Below are 19,921 nucleotides of genomic sequence, written 5' to 3'. Positions count from 1 at the left end.
GTGGAGGGGTGGGCGAGGTCGGTTGTGAGGTGGGAAATCAAATGGATCGAAGTTTGCCGGACTGCGGTTTCGCAGGGCAGTGGGCTACCAAAACGTAGCTCGCAATCCTGTGGCACTCCGTCGGGCTGGAAAGCCCGACCTACGGTGTGCCCCGTCGGGCTGGAAAGCCCGACCTACGGGGTGGCTGCGGTCTTGGCGGTGTCTGAATTGGGGTATACCTGCACGTTGTCGTAGTAAATTTCGGGCTTGTTCGTGGCGTCGCCGAATAAACCGGGGCTTCCCTCGACATTCGGCAATTTGTCGGTCGCTTCGATCGTCCAGGCGTCGGGCTCCTTATCATCGCGCGGCCAGACTTTCCCCTTCAAGATCGCCTTGCCATCGACCAGCGAAGCGCGAAATTTGATCGTATACCACGTCTTTGGCTTCCACTTGAACGGGACCGTCTCCGAAAACTGTGTGGCCACTTGCGGCGGCCAATAGCGAATCTGCAATTCCTGATCGGCACCGAGCATTGCCAGCGTATAGCGCTGGCCGATCAGGCCGATATCGGGAATCTTTTCGCCTTCGCCAGACGCGCGGACATCGGCCTGGACGGTGTAGTCGTGCAGGTTGATCGGGCCCATCCAGCTTTGGCTGCGCGTCCCTTTGGGAATCGTGTTCACTTTCACGAGCACCTTGCGGCCATCGAGCTCGCGAACCACGTTGCGATGGCTCGCGCCGACCCAAGTGATCGGCGGCTCACCGACCTTTACGCCCTTGGCATTCGCCGCGAGCGGAATTTTCTGGAAGTCGAACTTCCAGGGCAGCGGCGGCACAACGCGAATTCGCGCTGTACCCTTGATATCGCCGACCTTCGCGGTGACGATCGTCGCCGTGTGCTCGGCATTGTTGTCGGCCTTGTATAAACCGGCGTCGTCGATCTTGCCCGGACCAGCGAGCGTGAAGCTCGCGGTCGGCGCATCACGAAGGAATTGGCCGCGGCTGTTGAAGAGCCGGATGTGGAATTGCTGTTCTCCGCCGGAAGTCATCAACAACTCGGCCGGCACGACTTGCACCTCGGCCGGCGTTTTGTCGTCGGCCGATGGCGGCTCGGCAGGCCGCGGCGGAATTGGCGTGGCCGCCGGTTTCTGATCCTTTTTGCCGAGGCAATAGAGGCGGGCATTCGTGGCCAGATAGAGCCGGCCGTGCGAGACAACCACCGACGCCGACACTTCGTCGTCGGTCGGCAAACGCATCTTCTGCACCACCTCGACCCCCTTGGCCGTCGGCCGGAAGCAATGCCAGGCGGTCGTCGAGCAAAGATAGATTTTGCCGTCGGCGAACAGCGGGCTGCCGCGAACGATCTCGCCGATCAACTTGACCTGCTTGACCAGTTTGCCGGTGGCCGCGTCGACGATGTAGAGATTGTTTTGATCGTCGGACTGATAGATTCGGCCGTCGACGAGGATCGGCGAACTCTTGCCGGCCATCACGCCTCGCAAATGCCAAATCGGGGCATCTTGCGTGATATCGCCTTTGCCGACACCGCGGAATGCAGTCAGCATGCCTTGCGTGACGTTGTCGAGATTCTCTTCATTCTGGGCCATGTAGATTGTCTTGCCGACGACCAACGGCGAAACGCTCAATCCGCGCCGCGACATCTTGAAATGCCAGATCGGCTGGCCGGTGCGCGGTTGAAACGACCAGACGGCCCCATCGCTGGAACCGAAAATCATCTCGGGCTGATTTTCGAGCACCGTCAAGAAGGGCGTGCTGAACGTCGTATCCTCGGGAAGCGGCGTGGTGCCGTTGTACCAGCGAACTTCGCCGGTGTTTTTGTCCAAGCCCAAGAAACGATGGGCCGGCAGCGACTTATCGCCCCAACCCACCGTGACGCAACTGATCATCACCATATCGTCGAAAACGACGGGAATATTGGTGCGGCCGCCATAGACACTGATGCCGCCGAATTCTTCTTGCAACGAATGCGACCAGATTTCATGGCCCGTGTCGCCGTCGAAACATTGCGCCAAACCGTTGGTGCCCAACGAATAGACCCGGCCGGTCGCCGGATCGCCGACGCAACTGGCCCAGCCGATGCGCTCCGCCGGCACGTCGGACAAAAACATGTTGTGGCGATTGTGCCAGATTTCTTTGCCGGTCTGGGCGTCGAGGCAAATCACTTGTTCGCCGTCTTCATGCGTGCCCGGCTTGTAGCGATTAATCATGTAGACCTTTCCTCGCATGATGATGGGCGAGGAAATGCCGCCAGCGGTGTCATTTTTCCAGAGAACGTTTTCGCCGGTTTCCGGATTCCAGTGGTCGATCAGGCCGGTTTCGCGGGAGACGCCGTTTTGCTCGGGCCCGCGCCAATTGGGCCAATCCAGCGGATCGCCGGCGACATGGGTTTCGCCGGGAGCCCCTTCGCCGGGCTTCGTTTCTGCAGGCTTCGTTTCTGCAGGCTTCGTTTCTGCAGGCTTCGTTTCTGCAGGCTTTGATTCGACAGGCTTTGATTCGACAGGCCTGGTCTCTGCCGGCTTGGTCTCTGCCGGCTTGGTCTCTGCCGGCTTGGTCTCTGCCGGCGTGATGGGATTGGTTTCGGCCGGGAGAGTCTTCGGCGTTACGGCGGTGTCCGGCTTCGTGGGCGGAACCTCGGGCGGCACTGTCTCGACCTTTGCCGGCTTGGGGGGCGGGACGATTTCATCCGCGGGAGTTTTCGCCGGGGCATTTGGTGGAGTGGACTGGGCAACTTGCTTGGCTGGTTCGTTGGCGGATTCACCGCAACCAGCAATGCCAAGGATCACGAGCAGGCCGCAAACGGCAGAGAAACGGTGTCGCATGAGTTTTTAGCTCCCGGTGGGTTCCGGAGGTCCGGCGGGAATGGTGGGAAGGATAGGTTCAAGATAAGCCACAGCCGGCAAACCGACAAGGCGCATCATTGAGGGGGTGGGAGAAGATTTTCTGGCGGCGCAATTCTTCCGCCACGGCAAGAACTTTAACTCAATTCAGATGTTCGATGCGCCGCCCGCTGCAGACGGAATCTCGCGGCTTGCGGGGGGATCGCGACCGCTGCTTGCCGCAGTGCGAACCAGGCGATCACGCAGACGCGCGTTAACCGGCGAAAGTTTTGTGCGTGATGCCGGTGATCCGGCCTCGATGCGCGCGGTGCGCGCGTTAAGGTTTGGCCACCTTATGGGCGCGTCAAGGTTTGCCCAACAGGAGTCGTAAGCCATTCTGTGAAAATTACTTCCGGTCGCTCAAGGGGTCTTCCTTACGCTGCCGATACGGTAGGTGTCCTTACAGAAGATACGTGCTCCCGAAGCACGTTCAAGGGCGCGTCAGGCAACCGCGCGGCTATTCGGACCATGGATTGGTTCGACGGCCCTGGCGCACTACATCGTTTGAACCGCGAGCATTCCAGCCCGCATTACCCCGCCCGAAATTTGTCCAATCCGACGATTCCAGCGACAAGGACGCGAAAGCTGGCTCGACCGAACGGAACGGACAGCCGACACGTTCCGAAGCTGCCTTGACGGACGCGTCGGCTTGAGGCGCGGGACCAACGAACGCTCGCGGTTCAACCCCTAACAGGAGAGGTTGCTCGATGAAATGGAAATTGGTACTTGGAGCGCTAGTTCTTAGCGCAGGCCTCTGCGGACAGAGCTTCGGCGCCGAATTGCTCGACCGCATGCTTGGCCTGAACTGTTGCGGCAGTGAAAACTGTGCCGCCCCTTCGTGCTGCGAAAAGACCTGCTGCGCGGCTGCCCCGAGCTGCTGTGCAGCGGCCCCAAGCTGCTGCGCCAAGCCGGCCTGCGAGGCGTCGTGCGGCTGCGCCAAACCGTCGTGCTGCGCCGCGGCCCCGAGCTGCTGCGCCAAGCCGGCCTGCGAGGCATCGTGCGGTTGTGCCAGCAGCTGCGGTTGCGCGAGCAGCTGCGGTTGCTCGAGCTGCGGATGCTGCTGCCACCACATCGACCTGTTCTGCGGTTTGCACCGCTGCGGTTGCGGCTGCTGCGAGAAGAGCTGCGGATGCGCCGCTCCCTCGTGCTGTGCGGCTGCCCCAAGCTGCTGCGCCGCGGCCCCAAGCTGCTGCGCCAAGCCGTCGTGCTGTGCAGCCCCGAGCTGCTGTGCGAAGCCGGCTGAAGCGTCGTGCGGTTGCGCCAATAGCTGCGGTTGCGCGAGCAACTGCGGTTGCGGATGCTGCCACCACCACTGCTGCGGCTTGTTCGACCTGTTCGGCTGCGGTTGCTGCTCGAGCTGCTGCCATAGTTGCTGCGAGAAGAGCTGCGGATGCGCCGCTCCCTCGTGCTGTGCGGCTGCCCCGAGCTGCTGCGCCAAGCCGGCTTGCGAGCCGAGCTGCGGATGCGCCAAGCCGTCGTGCTGTGCAGCCCCGAGCTGCTGTGCGAAGCCGGCTTGCGAGCCGAGCTGCGGTTGTGCGAAGGCTGAGCCGTCTTGCGGTTGCACCAGCAACTGCGGCTGCTCGAGCTGCGGATGCGGTTGCCGGCACCACTGCGGTCTGTTCGACCTCTTCTGCTGCACTCACTCCTGCGGCTGCTCGAGCTGCGGCTCCAGCTGCTGCGAAAAGAGCTGCGCTTGCGAAGCTTCTTGCGGTGCGGCTCCGGCTGCTGCTGCCCCGGCTCCGGCCCCGGCTGCTCCGGTAGCTCCTCCGGCTCCTCCGGCCCCGCCGAAGACGACGGACGACAGCACCCCGCCGGCTCCGCTGGTCGATCACTCGGCCTCGCTGAGCCACGCTCAGACCTATGCCAACACCTACTAGTTTCGGTTGGCTCTGAGTGCGATGCGATGATTCAACTCTGCCCGGGAGATTTCTCCCGGGCAGAGTTTTTGTTTTAGGCTGTGAGGCTGTGAGGCTTGAGCTACGAAGGCAACGAAGCCAAGGCCGACAAAGTGCGGTCGTCGCGTTGCCTCAAAGCCCCACGGCCTTCCCCTCATCCGGCTCGCGCGGCTTCGGCCAGCGTGCGGAGGATATAGTCCTTTACGCCGAGGGCGTCCATCGACACGGCCACGTCGGCATTGGACCGCCATTTCTGCGCCTGTCGGCGGTCGAACACGGTCGCACCAAACGTTATTTCGCCTTGCGTTTCGACGTCGCCACCCATCTCGCGTGTTTCGAACAGCTCCGAATGGGCCGCTGCTACGACGCCCAAAGCATCGTCGATATACATCCCTTCCAAGCCCAGCTCTTGCCGATGCGAACGAAACGCAAACGGCAAAATTCGCCGCAATAGCGAGCCCGCGCGGGTCGATTCGGCAGGCAGCAGGTCGAGCCAATCGAATGTCATGATCAATTGGTTGGTCACTTCCAGCGGCAACAGCGTCTTCGTCATATGCGACCGCAGCACCGTTCGGGCCGAGAGGGGATCGCAATAAATATTGAATTCCGCGGCCGGAGTGACATTGCCCGGCCCCGTTACGCTGCCGCCGACGATAATTAACCGTCCGACGCCCGCGGCAAATGTCGAGTCGCGCTGGATGGCGCGGGCGATATTCGTCAGCGGCCCCAGCGCGAGAATCGTGATCTCCTCGGGCGCCGCGCGCACTTCATCGCACAGCACCTTTTCGGCCGGATGCATGTTGTGCAATTCGGCGACTGGAAATCCGGCGTTGCCCAAGCCATCGGAGCCATGAATGATCCGCGCGTCGTCGGACACCGCGATATCGAGCGGCGCCGCGCCCAGTCGCGGCAAGCGCGCCGGATCGAGCAATTCGACGATCGTTTGAACGTTGACCGTCGCCTGCTGCGCGCCGACGTTGCCCGCCGTGGCCGTCACGGCGACCACCTCTAGCCCCGGGTCGAATAGCGCGAGCACCACTGCCAGTGCATCGTCGATCCCCGGATCCACGTCGAGAATCACCTTCCTGGCCATGCGCGGATCCAACACTTGTTGCAAGGACGAATGCTAGTAAAAGACACCAGGCCGGCTTCGAGATTCCTTCGATCGCGAGGCCGGAAAATGCCTCATTTTGATACGGCTTTCCGCAATCGAGACGCTGGTGGCCCTCGAAGCAGGCCGACTCGCGGTATTCTAAGAACTGGTCGTTAGCCGAACAAGGGTTGCGTTCGTACAATGCTCGCGTCGAAATGCCTCGGATGAGATCCGCCTAGTTGAAATTCATGACACAACAAACGATGCCGCCCACAATCGCCGCCATCCTGGGCCAGATCTCGGCGGGGATAAACCTCGCGCAGGATGAGATGACCACGGCCATCGACCGGGTGATGAGCGGCGAACTCAGCGAATCGGAAATCGCGATTTTGCTTACCGCTTTGCGCGTCAAAGGCGAGACCGTCGGTGAAGTCGCCGGCGCCGCGATCGCCATGCGCCGGCACATGACGCCGATTCGCTCGCAGCGCAGCGGGATCATCGACACTTGCGGAACGGGCGGCGACGGATGGCGAACCTTCAACGTCAGCACGGCGGCGGCAATCGTAACCGCGGCAGCCGGCGTGCCCGTGGCAAAGCACGGCAACCGTGCCGTTTCGAGCCGGAGTGGCTCGGCCGATGTGCTTGCCGCGCTGGGCGTCAATATCGAAGCCGACGTGCCGGCCGTCGAACGATGTCTCGATCAGTTGGGAATTTGCTTTTGCTATGCCCCGCTGTTGCATCCGGCCATGCGACAAGTCTCGGCGATTCGTAAGCGGCTCGGCGTGCCGACCATTTTCAACCTTCTCGGGCCGCTGTCGAATCCGGCCGGTGCGCCGTTTCAGTTGCTTGGCGTCGGCAAGCCGCATTTGCACGAATTGTTGGCCGAATCGCTCGCGCGATTGGGAACCACACGCTCGCTCGTTGTTACCGGCGAAGGAAATTTCGACGAAGTGACCATCGCCGGCGCGACCCGCGTCACCGAAATTGCTGCGGGCAATCTCCGCAGGTTCACTTGGCGCCCGGCGGACTTCGGCCTCACGCCGTCGCCGCTGGACGCGCTATTCGTGTCGGGTCCGGAGGAAAGCGCGGCAATGATCCACCGTGTGCTGGCGGGCGAACGCGGGGGGGCCCGCGACATCGTCGTGGCGAACTCGGCGGCCGCCATTTACACTGCCGGCCAAGCCGACGCGCCGCTCGCGGCTGCAAAAATTGCGGCCGACGCGATCGATAGCGGCGCCGCTCGCGACCTGCTCGAGCAATGGGCCGAGCAAACGAATCAATGACGGCGACTGCCGCAGGATGGGTGCCATGCCCACGGCCTCGGCGTGGGCATGATCTTGCGGACTACATGCCCAGGCAAGGCCGCGGGCATCGCGCCCCGATCACGCGGTCAACTCAACGGAACTCGCAAGCCATCGTAGGCCAGTTCCATGCCGGCGGGGAGCGCGGCGTTGGTCGCTTCGTGCTCCAATTCGTGCGACATGTGCGTGAACAGCGTCCGCTTCGGATTCAACTCCCGGGCCGCGGCGATCGCCTGATCCAAGCTGAAATGGGTCGTATGCGAACGCGGCCTCAATGCGTCGAGGATTAGCACATCGAGCCCTTCCAATAGTGGCCGGCTTTCGGCCGGGATGGCATTGGTATCGGTGCAATATGCGATATTGCCGAAGCGAAAGCCCATCACGCGAAAGCGGCCATGCTCGAGCCGCATCGGCGTCACCCGTTGCCCCAGCACGAAAAATGGCTCGGTCGTGATGCGGTTGAAATCCAACTGCGGCACTCCGCCGCCATAGGACGGCGCCTCGGGCGTGAACGCATAGTCGAACGATTTGCGAATCCGCGCCTCGACGAAATCTTCGCAGTACACCGGCATTCGCCGGCCCAGGTAATAGGGAAAGATTCGCAGATCATCGAGGCCAAACAAATGGTCCGCGTGGTCGTGCGTATAGAGCACGCTGTGCACGCGTCCAATCTTCTCGCGAAGCAATTGCGCGCGCAGATCGGGCGGCGTGTCGACGAGCAGATTCCCTTCCGGCAGCCCGAGCACCACCGCGCAGCGTGTGCGTTGGTTTTTCGGATGATCGCTCATGCAGGTGCTGCAATCGCACCCGACACAGGGCACGCCGACCGAAGTGCCGGTGCCAAGAAACACAAGCTGTCCGCGAATGTCGGCGTACATGGATTCGAGCGGCTGACAAGAGTGCATCCGCACTCTAACAGCGCCCCCGAGCCCAGGGAAGGCCGCGGGAACGAACAGCGCACGAAGGCAATCCTGCGGCGGGCTTCACCGGGCTTGGACACTTTGAGCGATGGCCGGTGCGGGGGGCTAGTTCATCCACGTGCGCTCGACGAATGTCGTGTCGATGCGGCTTTCGCTGAACGCCGCGTGCGAAAGAATTTCCTGATGCAACGGCACCGTGGTGCGAATGCCCTCGACCCGCAATTCACGCAACGCACGCAGCATGCAATCGATGGCCTCGCGGCGCGTCGGCTGATGAACGATCAGCTTGCCGATCATCGAATCGTAGTACGGCGAAACCGTGTAGCCGCTGTAGGCATGCGAATCGAAGCGCACGCCGAAGCCGCCGGGAGCGATAATCCGCTCGATGCGGCCGGGCGAGGGCTGAAAATTCCGCCGCGGGTCTTCGGCGTTGATGCGGCATTCGATCGCATGCCCGCGGGCTTGGATGTCGTCTTGCTTGAAGGGTAACGGCTCCCCGGCAGCGACGCGAATCTGCGACTTGATCAGATCGATGCCGGTGACCATTTCGCTCACCGGGTGCTCGACTTGAATGCGGGCATTGACTTCGATGAAGTAGAAATTGCCGGTTTGATCGACGATGAATTCGCACGTGCCGGCGTTGGTGTATCCGGCGGTTTTGGCAAGCCGAACGGCCGCTTCGCACATGGCCGTCCGCGTTTCCGGGGGCAATGCCGCCGAGGGGCTTTCTTCGATCAATTTTTGATGCCGCCGTTGCACGGAGCAATCGCGCTCCCAGAGATGCACCACGTTGCCATGATGATCGGCCAGCAGTTGCACTTCGACGTGCCTTGGCCGCTCGATGTAGCGCTCCAAATAGATGCCCGCATTGCCGAATGCGGCTTCGGCTTCGGCGGCGGCTTGTTGTAGAGCGCTCTTGAGCGACAGATCGTTGGCGGCGACGCGCATTCCGCGGCCGCCGCCGCCGGCCGTGGCCTTGATGAGCACGGGAAAGCCGATTTCATGGGCCAGGCGAACGGCATCCCCCTCGCTTTGAATCAGTCCCTCGCTTCCCGGCACGACCGGCACTCCGGCTTCGCGCGCGATCCGCCGGGCTTCGTTCTTGTCGCCGAGCTGACTCATGGCCTGCGGCGTCGGACCGATGAAGTCGATATTGCAGGTGCGGCAGACCTCGTTGAAATGCGCGTTTTCCGAAAGGAAGCCATAACCGGGATGAATGGCCTGCACGTTGCCGATTTCCGCGGCGCTGATAATCCGCTCGATTCGCAGATAGCTGTCGGCAGCCTTCGCCGGACCGACACAATAGGCTTCGTCGGCCAATTCGAGGTACGCGGCGCCACGATCGGCCTCGCTGAAGATGGCGACCGTTTCGATGCCCATTTCTCGGCAAGCGCGAATGACGCGCAAAGCAATCTCGCCGCGATTGGCTATCAGAATACGTTTGAACAATTTGCGGTCAGGGGTCGGGGGCCGGGCGTCGGATGTCGGAGATTAGTGGCCAGTGTCGGGGCATACGTCATTGTCGGCACGGGCTCCGGCCCCAAATTCGGGTCCGTTTTGCAGCGCCGTTTGGCAGCTCGGTCTCGCTAACGCTTCGGGCCAATATCTTCCACCGCAACACTAGCCCGAAGCGTTAGCGAGGGAGGCCCCGACGACAAACGATGTTTTCGAGAAGTCCTTTTCCATTCGGTTCCTACTGACGCGTGTCGATCTTGAACAGCGGCTGCCCGTATTCGACGGGCTGGCCGTTCTCCACCAGCACAGCAGCCACACGGCCCGCGATCTCGGCTTGAATCTGGTTATGCACCTTCATCGCTTCGAGAATGCAGACCACCGTTTCCGGCCCGATATGATCTCCCACTTTGACGAACGGCGGAGATTCGGGGCTCGGGGCGGCGTAAAACGTGCCAACCATCGGGCTGGTGATCACTTTCAGATCGGCGTCGGCCGGCGCGGCGCCGCCGGCGGGCGGCGCGCCCGGCGTCGTGGTAGATTGTGGAACGGCAGCGGGAGGGAGCGGTGAATAATGGGCCGCCGGAGCAAGTTGCACTTCCCCGCCGCGCCGCAGCCGAATTCGCTGATCCCCTTGTCGCAGATCAATCTCGGCCAGATCGTGCTGTTCCATCATCTCGACGAGCCGGCGCACCTTCTTAACGTCAAAAATATCGCCGGCGCCAGGGCCCGAATTGGACATGCCGAGTCTCCGCGGATGATCCCGGCATTGGCCGGAGAATATTGTTTCGGATGAATCCTTCACCGACACGCCAGGCCGGAACCTGACCTATTGACTCGGCCGAAGAATATCTTCTCCACAGCCCCCTCTCTTCTTGCGGGAGAAGGCAGGGTGTTTTTCGGCCAAGCCTTGATCGCTTCAAACCAAGCAGGCGTCGGACCACTGTTTCGGCACGTTGGTCAGCACTTCATGCCCGCCTTTCGTCACCAGCACATCGTCTTCGATCCGCACGCCCCCCCAGCCGGGCAAATAAATTCCCGGCTCGACGGTCACGACCATCCCCGATTCCAAAATATGCTTTTGCCCTTGGCCCAGCCGTGGTCCTTCATGGATGTCCAGGCCAATGCCGTGACCGAGTCCATGGCCGAATTGGCGGCCGAATCCGGCGTCTTCAATCACCTTTCGAGCGGCCGAATCGACGTCCTGACACGAGACGCCGGGCCGGATGGCCTCAATGCCCGCGAGCTGCGCTTTTAACACAACTCCGTACACGCGTTCGAGTTTGGGCGGGATTTTACCGGTCACCAAAACCCGCGTCAAGTCGCTCTTATACAAGCTATCGGCTCCCCAATCGACCAACACAAACTCGCTCTCGCCGATCCGCTTGGCGGTCGGCCGAGCGTGCGGCAACGCGGCCCGCGGCCCTACGGCAATGATCGACGGGAAGCTCGCCCCCTTCGCGCCGAACAGGCGCATTTGGTGTTCGAGATTGTCGGCAACCTCTTTTTCCGTCTGTTCAGGCCGAATCGAGGCACGCAGCACCGCAAAGGCTCGCTGCGCCTGATCAATGGCCCGGCGAATTTCGGCCACTTCTTCCTTGTCTTTCACCATCCGCTGCCGCTCGACCAAATTCGGAAGCGGCACGAGGCCGACCTTCGGCAACTTGTTGGCAATCCGGTCGGCAAGACCCAATGTGATCGAATCGGCTTCGACAGCGAGTTGCTTCGGGCCAGCTCGTTCGACCGCGCGGGCCACGAGCTCGAGCATGTTCATCTTCACGCTGCGAATTTCCACGTCGATCCCGCCGCATTCCTCCTCGATTTGGGTCGTATAACGCGGGTCGCTAAGCAGGATGGCATGCTTGGGCGTCACCAGCAGGAAACTGTCGTCGCCGGTGAAGCCCGTCAGGTACGTGACATTGACGAAATTCGTCACCAGCAGGCCATCGGCGCCGGCTTTGGCAAGACTTTTGCGAAGCTTGTCGCATCGCGCTCGGAAGCGGTCCATGAATGCTCGCTCGGAGATGGGGCCGCTAAAGAGAGCCCGAATTGGGTTTGGTGGTAGTCATTTGCTACCAGATCGAGGGTGCGGTTCGCAAGAGGCCGGCTAGCCGAAGCGCGAAACCGCAAGCGAGCGTCAACCCGGTATCAGGTCGGCGGCTCGCTTGCGGTTTCGCGCGGTGGCCGTGGTGTGGCCTGTCGCGTTCATCGTTTCCGCCAAGTACATTGACCGAAATGAACCAATCGCAAATTGCCGAACTTGCCGAACAACTGTCGCGAGGCACGATCTCGCTCGACCATTTCTTGCGCGAATTGGGCCGCCCAAAAACGGCCGATCTCGGCGATGTGCAGCTCGACTTGGACCGCAGCCGGCGATGCGGGTTTCCCGAGGTCGTGTTCGGCGAAGGAAAGAGCCTCGCAACCATCGAACGAATTTTCGAGCGGCTGATCGCCGAGGGGGCCGACGTGTTGGCCACGCGAATTGCCGCCGAGCCGGCCGCGGCGCTATTGGAGCGATTTCCTCGCGGCAATTACAACCTGATCGCACGCACCTTTCGCATCGCGGTCGAAATGGAATCGCCGAACACAGGCGGTCTGGTGGCCGTTGTCGCTGCCGGCACCACCGACTTGCCCGTGGCCGAGGAAGCCGTGGAAACGGCGCGCTGGATGGGCGCGGCCGTGACGCTCGTGGCCGATGTCGGCGTCGCTGGTCCGCAGCGATTGCTCGATCATCTGGACGAAATTCGCCGGGCCGATGCGGTCGTCGTCGTCGCCGGAATGGAAGGGGCGCTGCCGAGCATGGTCGGCGGCCATGTGGCGGCGCCCGTGATTGCAGTTCCGACGAGCGTCGGCTACGGTGCGAATTTCGGCGGCCTCGCTGCGCTGCTCAGCATGCTGAACAGTTGCGCGGCGAATGTCTCGGTCGTGAATATCGACGCCGGATTCAAAGGCGGGTATGTTGCTGGATTGATTGCACGAAGAAAAGGCCGTGAGGCTTGAGACCGTGAGGCTGTGAGGCACGACAGCAATCGACGCTTCGCGTCGAGATTGCTCGCACCAAGAGAGCACGCCACCTGACAGTCCCACACTATACTGGCCCAAAGCATTAGCGAGGAATCCTCGACACTGGCCCGAAGCGTCAGCGAGGAATCCTCGACCACTGGCCCGAAGCGTCGGCGAGGAATCCTCGACACTGGCTCGAAGCGTTAGCGAGGAATCCTCGACCACTGGCCCGAAGCGGACACTGGCCCGAAGCGTCAGCGAGGGAGCCTCGTTCCATGCACGAAATTTGCGAGCGCAACGCGCTGTTGCACTTCTTCCTCGCTAACGCTTCGGGCTAGTATGTCGAATTTTTCACAGCAGTCTCAAGCCTCACAGCCTTTCCTCCATGCACCTTCCACGACTTGCACCGCGGCGTCCGGAGAGCCACAAGGGCGACTTTGGCCACGCGCTGTTGATCGGTGGTTCGCAGGGGATGGCCGGCTCCATTTCGCTTTCGGCAATGGCGTGTCTGCGCAGCGGCGCCGGATTAGTCACGGTCGCCACACCCGCCGCGTGCCAGACCACCGTGGCAGGTTTCGAACCGTCGCTCATGACGGCTGCGCTGCCGTGCGATGAAGAAGGCCGGATCGCCTCGGCCGGGCTCGCTAAAATCCGCGAACTCGCCGGCCGGGCAACCGTCGTTGCCTGCGGTCCCGGCTTAGGCCGCAGTTTGGAAGTGACCGGCATCGTCGCCGCACTCTATAGCGAATTGCGGCAACCGATGGTCGTCGATGCGGATGGCCTCAACGCGCTTTCGACGCTGACTAATGCATTGCCGAACCATGCGGGGCCGCGGGTTCTCACACCGCATCCTGGCGAATTCGCGCGCCTGATGCGGGCATCCAACATGCCCCCGGAAGAGCGGCCATCGGCAGCCGTCGATTTGGCGAGCCGGGCCGGAATCATCGTGCTGCTTAAAGGCCATCCCACGCTTGTGACCGACGGGCCGCGCGAATGGCGAAACCCGACCGGCAATCCCGGCATGGCCACGGGCGGCACCGGCGACATTCTCACGGGCGTGATCGCCGCCCTCTTGTGCCAGGGCATGTCGCCGCTAGAAGCCGCGCAGCTCGGCGCCTATGTCCACGGCTTGGCCGGCGATCTTGCCGCAGAGAAGCTGGGGCAGGTGTCGATGATCGCCAGCGATTTGCTGCGATTCCTGCCGGACGCGTTTATGAAACTCGCGGCGACGCCGGACTGAAAACGATTCAGGCTGAAAAGCGAAGCCGCACTCGCGGTTTCGCCTTCCAGCCCGTTTGCCTCGGAACCGACTGCCAGAGGCGATAGTGCTCACAGCCGGTCCTTCGCCAAACGACTACCAGTAAACCCGTCCGCGGCCGATGCCGATCCCAATTCTCACGCCCACCCTCGGTCCGTAATAGCCGTAGCCATAGCCGGGCGCGTAGTAGCTCGAGTATGGGGTAGAGGAGCCATAGTACGGGGAGCCATAGTACGGGGAGCTGTAGCCGTAGGTCGGATAGCTGTATCCATAGCTATACGGATAAAACGAGTATGGATTTCCGTACCAAGCGCTGTAGGCGCCGCCGTAATAATAGGGCCGATAATACGGGCGATAATTGGCCCGATACGGTGCACGGTAATACGTGTGGGAATAACCGCGCCATGCGGCCGGCTCAATCTTCACGTTCGCGGTGTCGCTGGGTTTCAAATCAGCGGTGCGCACGTGCACAATGGTTTGCGCTTGCAGCGGGCTCGCCGCGGCAAAAACCCAGCCGCCGGCCAACATGAGCGCGGCAGCTACCGACAATAAGCTGATTTTCTGGTACATGATCCTCGATCCTCGCAAAATGGGGAAAGACCCTCCTAACGGGTCCTCCTAACAACGCCATTATGATACAACGCTCCAACGACGGCTACATGAAAGCAAACGGCGCGCCCACAAATTCACATTTCAATTCACGTTTCGTACACGATCCGACCATGGTGCTGCGACCGCGAAATCTTCTCCAGCGAATGCAATCCGGCCAAAACAAACTCGACACACGCCGCCCGAACCGCCGGATCGCCCGAGGCATTCACCTCGAAAGCCTTGTCCCACACCGGCGGAACCCGCTCCAGTCGCCGGGCATATTCCGAGGATGGCAGCATGTCACCCACCTCGATCTTCACTCCCTCACCGAAAATTTGCCCAATCTCTTCGATCCCGTGCCGATCGACATACTCGCCAAACACGATTCGGATCGCCTCGGCCAGTACGGCATCGAGCACCTGCCGCTCGGATAGCTGGTGGCTGCCCATCATGTCGAGTTCGAGCTTTCCCAGCGACGAAGCATACAGATGCCCCAAATCGCTGATCCGCGGCACGGCTGGCCGCTCGCCAAGCCGGACCGATCGGTGCCGGGCGCTGGCGACCATCGTGCGGTAGTTCGCGATGCTGAACCGCGCGCTAACGCCCGACTGCTGATCGACATACTTGCTTTTCCGAGCCAGGATCGTCGCTTGCTCGATCACCTCCCGCATGAAATAGGGCACTACGACCGGAAATTCGCCGCCGAAATCCACCGCCGCCTCTTGCTCCATGATCTGGATTCCCAAATCGCGCTCGCGCGGATAATGCGTGTGAATCACCGCTCCAATGCGGTCTTTCAATTGCGGAATCACCTTGCCGCTGCGGTTGAACGTCGACGGATTGGCCGAAAACAACAGTAGCACGTCGATATCGAAGCGGATCGGGTAGCCGCGGATCTGCACGTCGCGCTCTTCGAGGATATTGAACAACCCGACTTGCACCAATTCATCCAGTTCGGGCAATTCGTTCATGGCGAAAATGCCGCGGTGCATGCGCGGAATCAGGCCGAAATGCAGGGCTTCTTCGGCCGACATGCTCGTTCCCCCCGCCAACTTCGAAGGATCGATTTCGCCGATGATGTCGGCGAACTTGGTGCCCGGGGCAAGCCGCTCGGCATATCGGTCTTCTCGCTTCCACCATCCGATCGGAATCTCCGCTTCCGTCCGCGACGCCACGAGCCGCTTGCCCACATTGCTGATCGGCCGCAGCGGATCGTCGTGCAGCGGGGCCTCGGGCACATTGATATAGGGAATTTCAGGATCCAAAAACCGCACCAACAGCCGCATCAGCCGGCTTTTGGCTTGCCCTTTCTCGCCGAGGAACAGCATGTCGTGCCCGGCGATCAGGGCGATGTCGATTTCGGGGATGACCGTGTTATCGTAGCCGACGATGCCCGGAAACAGTTCGTCGCCGTCGCGGAGCATGCGGAGGAAATTGTCTTGAATTTCGCGTTTGACAGTTTTGGAAACCCATCCGCTGGCGCGTAGGTCGCGAAGGTTCGTTGGCTTTGGCGAAGAATGCATGGGGGTGCGTCGATTTCGGCGGGGTGAGCGGATCAGGATGAAAGACGCCCGACGTGGGACCGGCGGCGATATCACATTGCCGCGATCCTCCACCGATTATAGCGCCCCGATCAGGTTAGCCAACCGCAGCCAAGCCTTCCGCACTTCGAACGAGCCCGTCGCGCCGATTTCTCTCCTTCTCCATTCGCAGGAACGCGCTCCTAACCCTCGCTCCCTCTCCCGCAAAGGGGAGAGGGGAGAACGAGGCGGTGTCAGCAACCCATAGAAATGTCCCCATTTCAAAACCATTAGAAATGTCCCGCTACTGTTAGGGGTCTACTCTTCTTCTTCCTCTTCTTCTTCTTTCCCGCCGGCCTGTCCGCCTTGCGCAGCGGAGGGAGCGCAGGGAGCGTAGCGACCGAAGCGACCGAAGCGCAGCAAGGCGGACAGGCCGGCGGCGCGACCCGCGGGGGGAGCACCTTCGTCCGCCACGGATGGTCGGCCGCTGGCCGTATGCCGGCCCGGCCCACGCCCGTGGGGCCCGCGGCCGCCGATCGTTGGTTTGTTCGCCGCTCGAAGATCTCGTGCCATGCCAGCTCTCGCCCAGAGCGCATCAGGCGAATCGTGCCGTCCAAATGTTCGCACACCAAGACGCTCTGCCGCACCAACGCCAACGATTGATTGGCAGCCGCCAGTTGAAAGCGCCGTCCACGCCACTGAACCGTCCAGTCGTTATGTACAACCCGCGATTCTTGAAGGCACAACGCGTCATCCAGCTTCAGGGTCCGCGGCAACCGTCGATGCATGTTCGCCGTCCGCGTGGCCGTCACCGTAAATCGCTCGTTCATCTCCGGAAGGAACTTCTCCTCCAGGAACCGATTCGCCGAGTCCAAGTCGTCGATCCCAGATAATCGCAACGCCTTCACCAGCCGGTCCTGGAACACCGCATGGCGGCGTTCGACGCGACCCTTCGCCTGCGGACTGTGGGCGCAAATCAACTCCACTTCCAACTCCGACATCGCCCGGCCAAACTGCGTTAATGGCCCGCTTTCCGCTAATTCTTCGTCCGCCGTCGCCGTCCGAGCCGTCTCGTAAATCCCGGCCCGATCCACGTACAACGATCGCGGCAAGCCATACTGCTCGACGTACCGACGAAAGCTCGTCATGGCTGCCACCGTCGTCTCCTCCTCAAAGAATCGGGCGCACGTCTGATTCGTCGCGTCGTCAATCAGAGCGTAAAAGAGGGGAGCGTTAAAGGTGTCAGGAACCGAACTGAGGAAAATTCAATGTATTTGATTTACCGTCTCAGCCTGGTAGCGGCTGGGGGGAGGGCTGCAAATGGCCTGCACGAGGAAACCGAATGGCGGGATGAGTCGTTGCCAGCACGTCCGGAGAACGGTCATCAAAGTCGCTTGAACTTGTGCGCCGGCCCACGTCCGGTTGCCGCCCCAAACCTTGCGGTTCACCACCGCTCCGCGCAAGCCTTGTTCTGCCTCGTGGTTCGTCGCCGCGATCGTCGGATCAATCAGGAACCAAAACCAGTTCAGCGCGCGCGCTCGCACATGCCCGGCCAACCGCCGGTTCGATGGATTGCAATATTCACGACGCACCAGTTCGTCCAACTCGCTACTGAGCTCCAAGCCTGCCTCGGCCTGTTCGCTTGTGGTAATCCAGAGCGCGAAGTTTCTCTTCAATTGTATCATGGGCCATGCGCTACTCCGAACAAAGACGCTCTAATGCCGCTTCGAATCGTTCACGCACATCCGCATAACTTGGATCGGCGGCCATTGCGCTGATCTCGTCCACCATGCTTCGGTCGGCCGCGCTGACGAGCGCATTCGCCAATGCCCACCGCTCTTCACTGCCGGGCGCATCTTTCTGCCCGACCAATTCTTGCAAGATTGTCATTCCGGCGCAGCCGCGCGCTTCAGGCACAGTAAGTGCGCGCGCAACTCCCTGTCGCAAAGAAGGGTGCCGTATCGACGGAAGATATCTGGCCAGCACGGGAATTGCCGCCGGGTAGGCCGCGTTCGTATTTACCAAGTCCCAAACCGAGCTAACGGCATGACCCGCTTTAGCCAACTCTTCCAACATGGGCCGTTCTTCTGGTTCAAGCTCGGCGCGAAGCTGCGCAATGCGGGCGCGGCGCCGGTCCTCACGAATTTGGTTTTGGCGTAGCCAACCGGGATCGCTTGTAAGCCTTTGCATTAGCTCCGCGGCCGTAACTGGTTTTCTCTTATTGGACATCATCGTGCGCCAGGAATGTTCCTTAGGGTAATAGTTCCTTCAGTGATTGCATCTTGCAGCGGTCCCGAAAGCTGAGTGGAAGGTCGGACCCAAAGGTCGAATCGCAAGTTGGTTTGCTGGCAATAGGACGCATAGTGCTCATAGGCAGGCTCGCACCGCCGGGCCGTGCGGGCCATCGAACGGGCACTGGTGCCGCGGGCAATCGTGAGGCCCTCGAACAAGGTCGACAGCAGCTTCACGCATTTGCCGTGCGATCGAATTTCGAATTTACGGGGGACGGGAGTAATTTAAAAAGACTCCCGTCCCCTTAATTTCGCTCCTTTGCCTGCCCCTTTTCGTTTTCCGGCGTAGTTATCGTCCAACTCGCAGCGACCGATCGCACATCGCGAGAGCTACTGCGCCTTGGGATCAGTATACGGCCGACGGAACATCTCCTTCCCAACGAGCCAATCCTCAAACCATTTTGACAGCGTAGGCGCCTCGGGGATCAGTCCCGCGCCAAGAAACAGCGACGTTCCGAGATAGCCGTAGGTGGCCGCTTCGGGCATGTTCGGCTCGTACCGTACGACCGGTGGATCGGCAGCGGTCTCGCCGTTGCTTAGGTCCACGCAGGAAAGAATGATGTCGCCCCATTGGCAAAAGGGCACCACGCCAGACACCCAAACCGCACCGCGCTTCACGCGTGCCCCGTGCAGCTGGTGGTATAGCGTGGCGACACTATGGTCGACCCTTGGAGAGAGTTGGCGGAGAAGTAGGAGGCCGTGACCAGGGCCAAAGCCGCCGTTGGCCATCTGCCCGTAAAGCCGTCGGAGCAGCGGGAGAAGGGCGAACCCGAGGCGCATTTCTTGTTCCGCGAGCTGATCGACCGAGACCGGCGGGTGAAGTTCTGCGGGAGAGGGGCCAATTTGAGCCGGCCTTCCGATGTCTTTAGCGAGCTTCACTCGGATTCTCCTCACCAATTCGTCAATCGCCGCCTGACCCATAGCCTGCATATATGTAGCCCCCTTGCTGGGCGGACCAGACCGCCGTGTTCCCAGATTCATCCAAAACTCGGTAGTGGATCTCAGCCCCGGTCGTGTACGATCCGTCGGCCATGGCGCCATGCAACTTTCGCATGGCGGAAACTGGCCGTCAAGAACGAGCAGGTCGCCCGACTGAAGGTCCGACGCGCGCACCGCACGGTTCTCTGTGTCGCCGATCCGCCACGGTTCGGACAAGCCCTGCCGATTGGCAAGCTCGATCTCGGCCGGCCTGATATTCCCACTGACGAACTGGCGTTGCGAAATAATCTCGCCGCCCCGATACAGGCTTGCGACAAGGTTGTGGTGTTCAGGGTCAAACTGGGTGCCGAGCGGAACCTCGCCGTCGGCCAACGAATCGGATTCCCCGCCCCCTCCTGCCGCCCCGCCAGAGGAACTGAAGTCAACGTTCGCGTCCTCTGTCGCCGGTGGGTGGAATGCAAGTCCTTCTCCGCCGTTCATTCCGGCCCAGGTGTCGAAGTTCAGCGGCCAGGGATTTACCTCGGCGGGCGTCACGAACAGCAGCACGCTCTGCTCCCAGCGCGGAATTCCACGGCGGTCCATGTCCGCGAGTGCGTTTCGGAGCGAGTAGTCGTGCAGCCATTCTTCTGCTTCCTCTCTTTGTAAGCGTTCACGATGTTTTGTCGCTTTCCGGAGATTGATCGCCTGATTTTAGTTGGTGTGTGGGTGGAGCGGTAGCGCGGAGATGTGTTCCAGAGTGGCAGGCGGAAGAGGAGCGGCAGGGTAAACGACAGCGCCGCTAA

At 61.3% G+C, this 19,921-nt stretch carries 17 protein-coding genes; 5 read left to right on the top strand and 12 right to left on the bottom strand.

What is annotated here, in order from left to right:
- Positions 1-173 precede the first annotated feature (173 nt).
- Complete coding sequence (locus VHX65_05500) at positions 174-2,819, bottom strand: PQQ-binding-like beta-propeller repeat protein (GenBank protein ID HEX3997987.1); 2,646 nt, start codon at positions 2,817-2,819, stop codon at positions 174-176.
- Between the two features lie 895 nt (positions 2,820-3,714).
- Between VHX65_05500 and VHX65_05495 the strand changes: the two genes are divergently transcribed.
- Together VHX65_05495 and VHX65_05490 are read left to right on the top strand one after the other, a co-directional pair.
- A complete protein-coding gene (locus tag VHX65_05495) occupies positions 3,715-4,119 on the top strand; it encodes a hypothetical protein (protein ID HEX3997986.1) in 405 nt (134 codons plus the stop codon).
- A 147-nt stretch (positions 4,120-4,266) separates the two neighbouring features.
- Complete coding sequence (locus VHX65_05490; GenBank protein ID HEX3997985.1) at positions 4,267-4,422, top strand: hypothetical protein; 156 nt, start codon at positions 4,267-4,269, stop codon at positions 4,420-4,422.
- Between the two features lie 503 nt (positions 4,423-4,925).
- Here the strand turns inward: VHX65_05490 and VHX65_05485 are convergent.
- A complete protein-coding gene (locus VHX65_05485) occupies positions 4,926-5,879 on the bottom strand; it encodes a nucleoside hydrolase (GenBank protein HEX3997984.1) in 954 nt (317 codons plus the stop codon).
- Between the two features lie 233 nt (positions 5,880-6,112).
- On the opposite strand from VHX65_05485, the gene trpD reads away from it, so the two are divergent.
- A complete protein-coding gene (gene trpD / locus VHX65_05480) occupies positions 6,113-7,147 on the top strand; it encodes an anthranilate phosphoribosyltransferase (GenBank protein HEX3997983.1) in 1,035 nt (344 codons plus the stop codon).
- Positions 7,148-7,254: 107 nt separating this feature from the next.
- On the opposite strand, the gene VHX65_05475 is transcribed toward trpD, so the two are convergent.
- From VHX65_05475 to VHX65_05460, 4 genes are all read right to left on the bottom strand, one after another.
- Positions 7,255-8,043, bottom strand: a complete 789-nt coding sequence (locus VHX65_05475; protein ID HEX3997982.1) for an MBL fold metallo-hydrolase — start codon at positions 8,041-8,043, stop codon at positions 7,255-7,257.
- A 147-nt stretch (positions 8,044-8,190) separates the two neighbouring features.
- Positions 8,191-9,534 (bottom strand): acetyl-CoA carboxylase biotin carboxylase subunit, encoded by a 1,344-nt coding sequence (accC, locus tag VHX65_05470; GenBank protein HEX3997981.1) that lies wholly within the window; start codon positions 9,532-9,534, stop codon positions 8,191-8,193.
- A gap of 244 nt (positions 9,535-9,778) precedes the next feature.
- Complete coding sequence (accB, locus tag VHX65_05465) at positions 9,779-10,279, bottom strand: acetyl-CoA carboxylase biotin carboxyl carrier protein (GenBank protein ID HEX3997980.1); 501 nt, start codon at positions 10,277-10,279, stop codon at positions 9,779-9,781.
- Between the two features lie 177 nt (positions 10,280-10,456).
- Entirely contained in the window at positions 10,457-11,545 is a 1,089-nt protein-coding gene (locus tag VHX65_05460; GenBank protein ID HEX3997979.1) for a Xaa-Pro peptidase family protein, read from the bottom strand.
- Between the two features lie 227 nt (positions 11,546-11,772).
- On the opposite strand from VHX65_05460, the gene larB reads away from it, so the two are divergent.
- Together larB and VHX65_05450 are read left to right on the top strand one after the other, a co-directional pair.
- Entirely contained in the window at positions 11,773-12,537 is a 765-nt protein-coding gene (gene larB, locus VHX65_05455; protein HEX3997978.1) for a nickel pincer cofactor biosynthesis protein LarB, read from the top strand.
- A 388-nt stretch (positions 12,538-12,925) separates the two neighbouring features.
- A complete protein-coding gene (locus VHX65_05450) occupies positions 12,926-13,780 on the top strand; it encodes an NAD(P)H-hydrate dehydratase (GenBank protein ID HEX3997977.1) in 855 nt (284 codons plus the stop codon).
- Between the two features lie 114 nt (positions 13,781-13,894).
- Here VHX65_05450 and VHX65_05445 read toward each other — a convergent pair whose 3' ends face one another.
- The 6 genes from VHX65_05445 to VHX65_05420 form a co-directional block, all read right to left on the bottom strand.
- On the bottom strand, positions 13,895-14,368 hold the full coding sequence (locus tag VHX65_05445; protein HEX3997976.1) for a hypothetical protein: 474 nt from the start codon (positions 14,366-14,368) through the stop codon (positions 13,895-13,897).
- 128 nt (positions 14,369-14,496) lie between these two features.
- On the bottom strand, positions 14,497-15,912 hold the full coding sequence (locus VHX65_05440) for a magnesium chelatase (GenBank protein HEX3997975.1): 1,416 nt from the start codon (positions 15,910-15,912) through the stop codon (positions 14,497-14,499).
- Positions 15,913-16,199: 287 nt separating this feature from the next.
- Complete coding sequence (locus VHX65_05435; GenBank protein ID HEX3997974.1) at positions 16,200-17,066, bottom strand: hypothetical protein; 867 nt, start codon at positions 17,064-17,066, stop codon at positions 16,200-16,202.
- 108 nt (positions 17,067-17,174) lie between these two features.
- Positions 17,175-17,594, bottom strand: a complete 420-nt coding sequence (locus VHX65_05430) for a hypothetical protein (GenBank protein HEX3997973.1) — start codon at positions 17,592-17,594, stop codon at positions 17,175-17,177.
- A 10-nt stretch (positions 17,595-17,604) separates the two neighbouring features.
- Complete coding sequence (locus tag VHX65_05425; GenBank protein ID HEX3997972.1) at positions 17,605-18,138, bottom strand: hypothetical protein; 534 nt, start codon at positions 18,136-18,138, stop codon at positions 17,605-17,607.
- Between the two features lie 392 nt (positions 18,139-18,530).
- A complete protein-coding gene (locus VHX65_05420) occupies positions 18,531-19,721 on the bottom strand; it encodes an SMI1/KNR4 family protein (protein ID HEX3997971.1) in 1,191 nt (396 codons plus the stop codon).
- Positions 19,722-19,921 lie beyond the last annotated feature (200 nt).

It is taken from the genome of Pirellulales bacterium (assembly GCA_036267355.1).
In the GTDB taxonomy this organism is placed as follows: Bacteria; Planctomycetota; Planctomycetia; order Pirellulales; family DATAWG01; genus DATAWG01.
The sequence above is the reverse complement of the archived record's forward strand: the minus strand, read 5'-3'. Positions and strand labels throughout refer to the sequence as shown.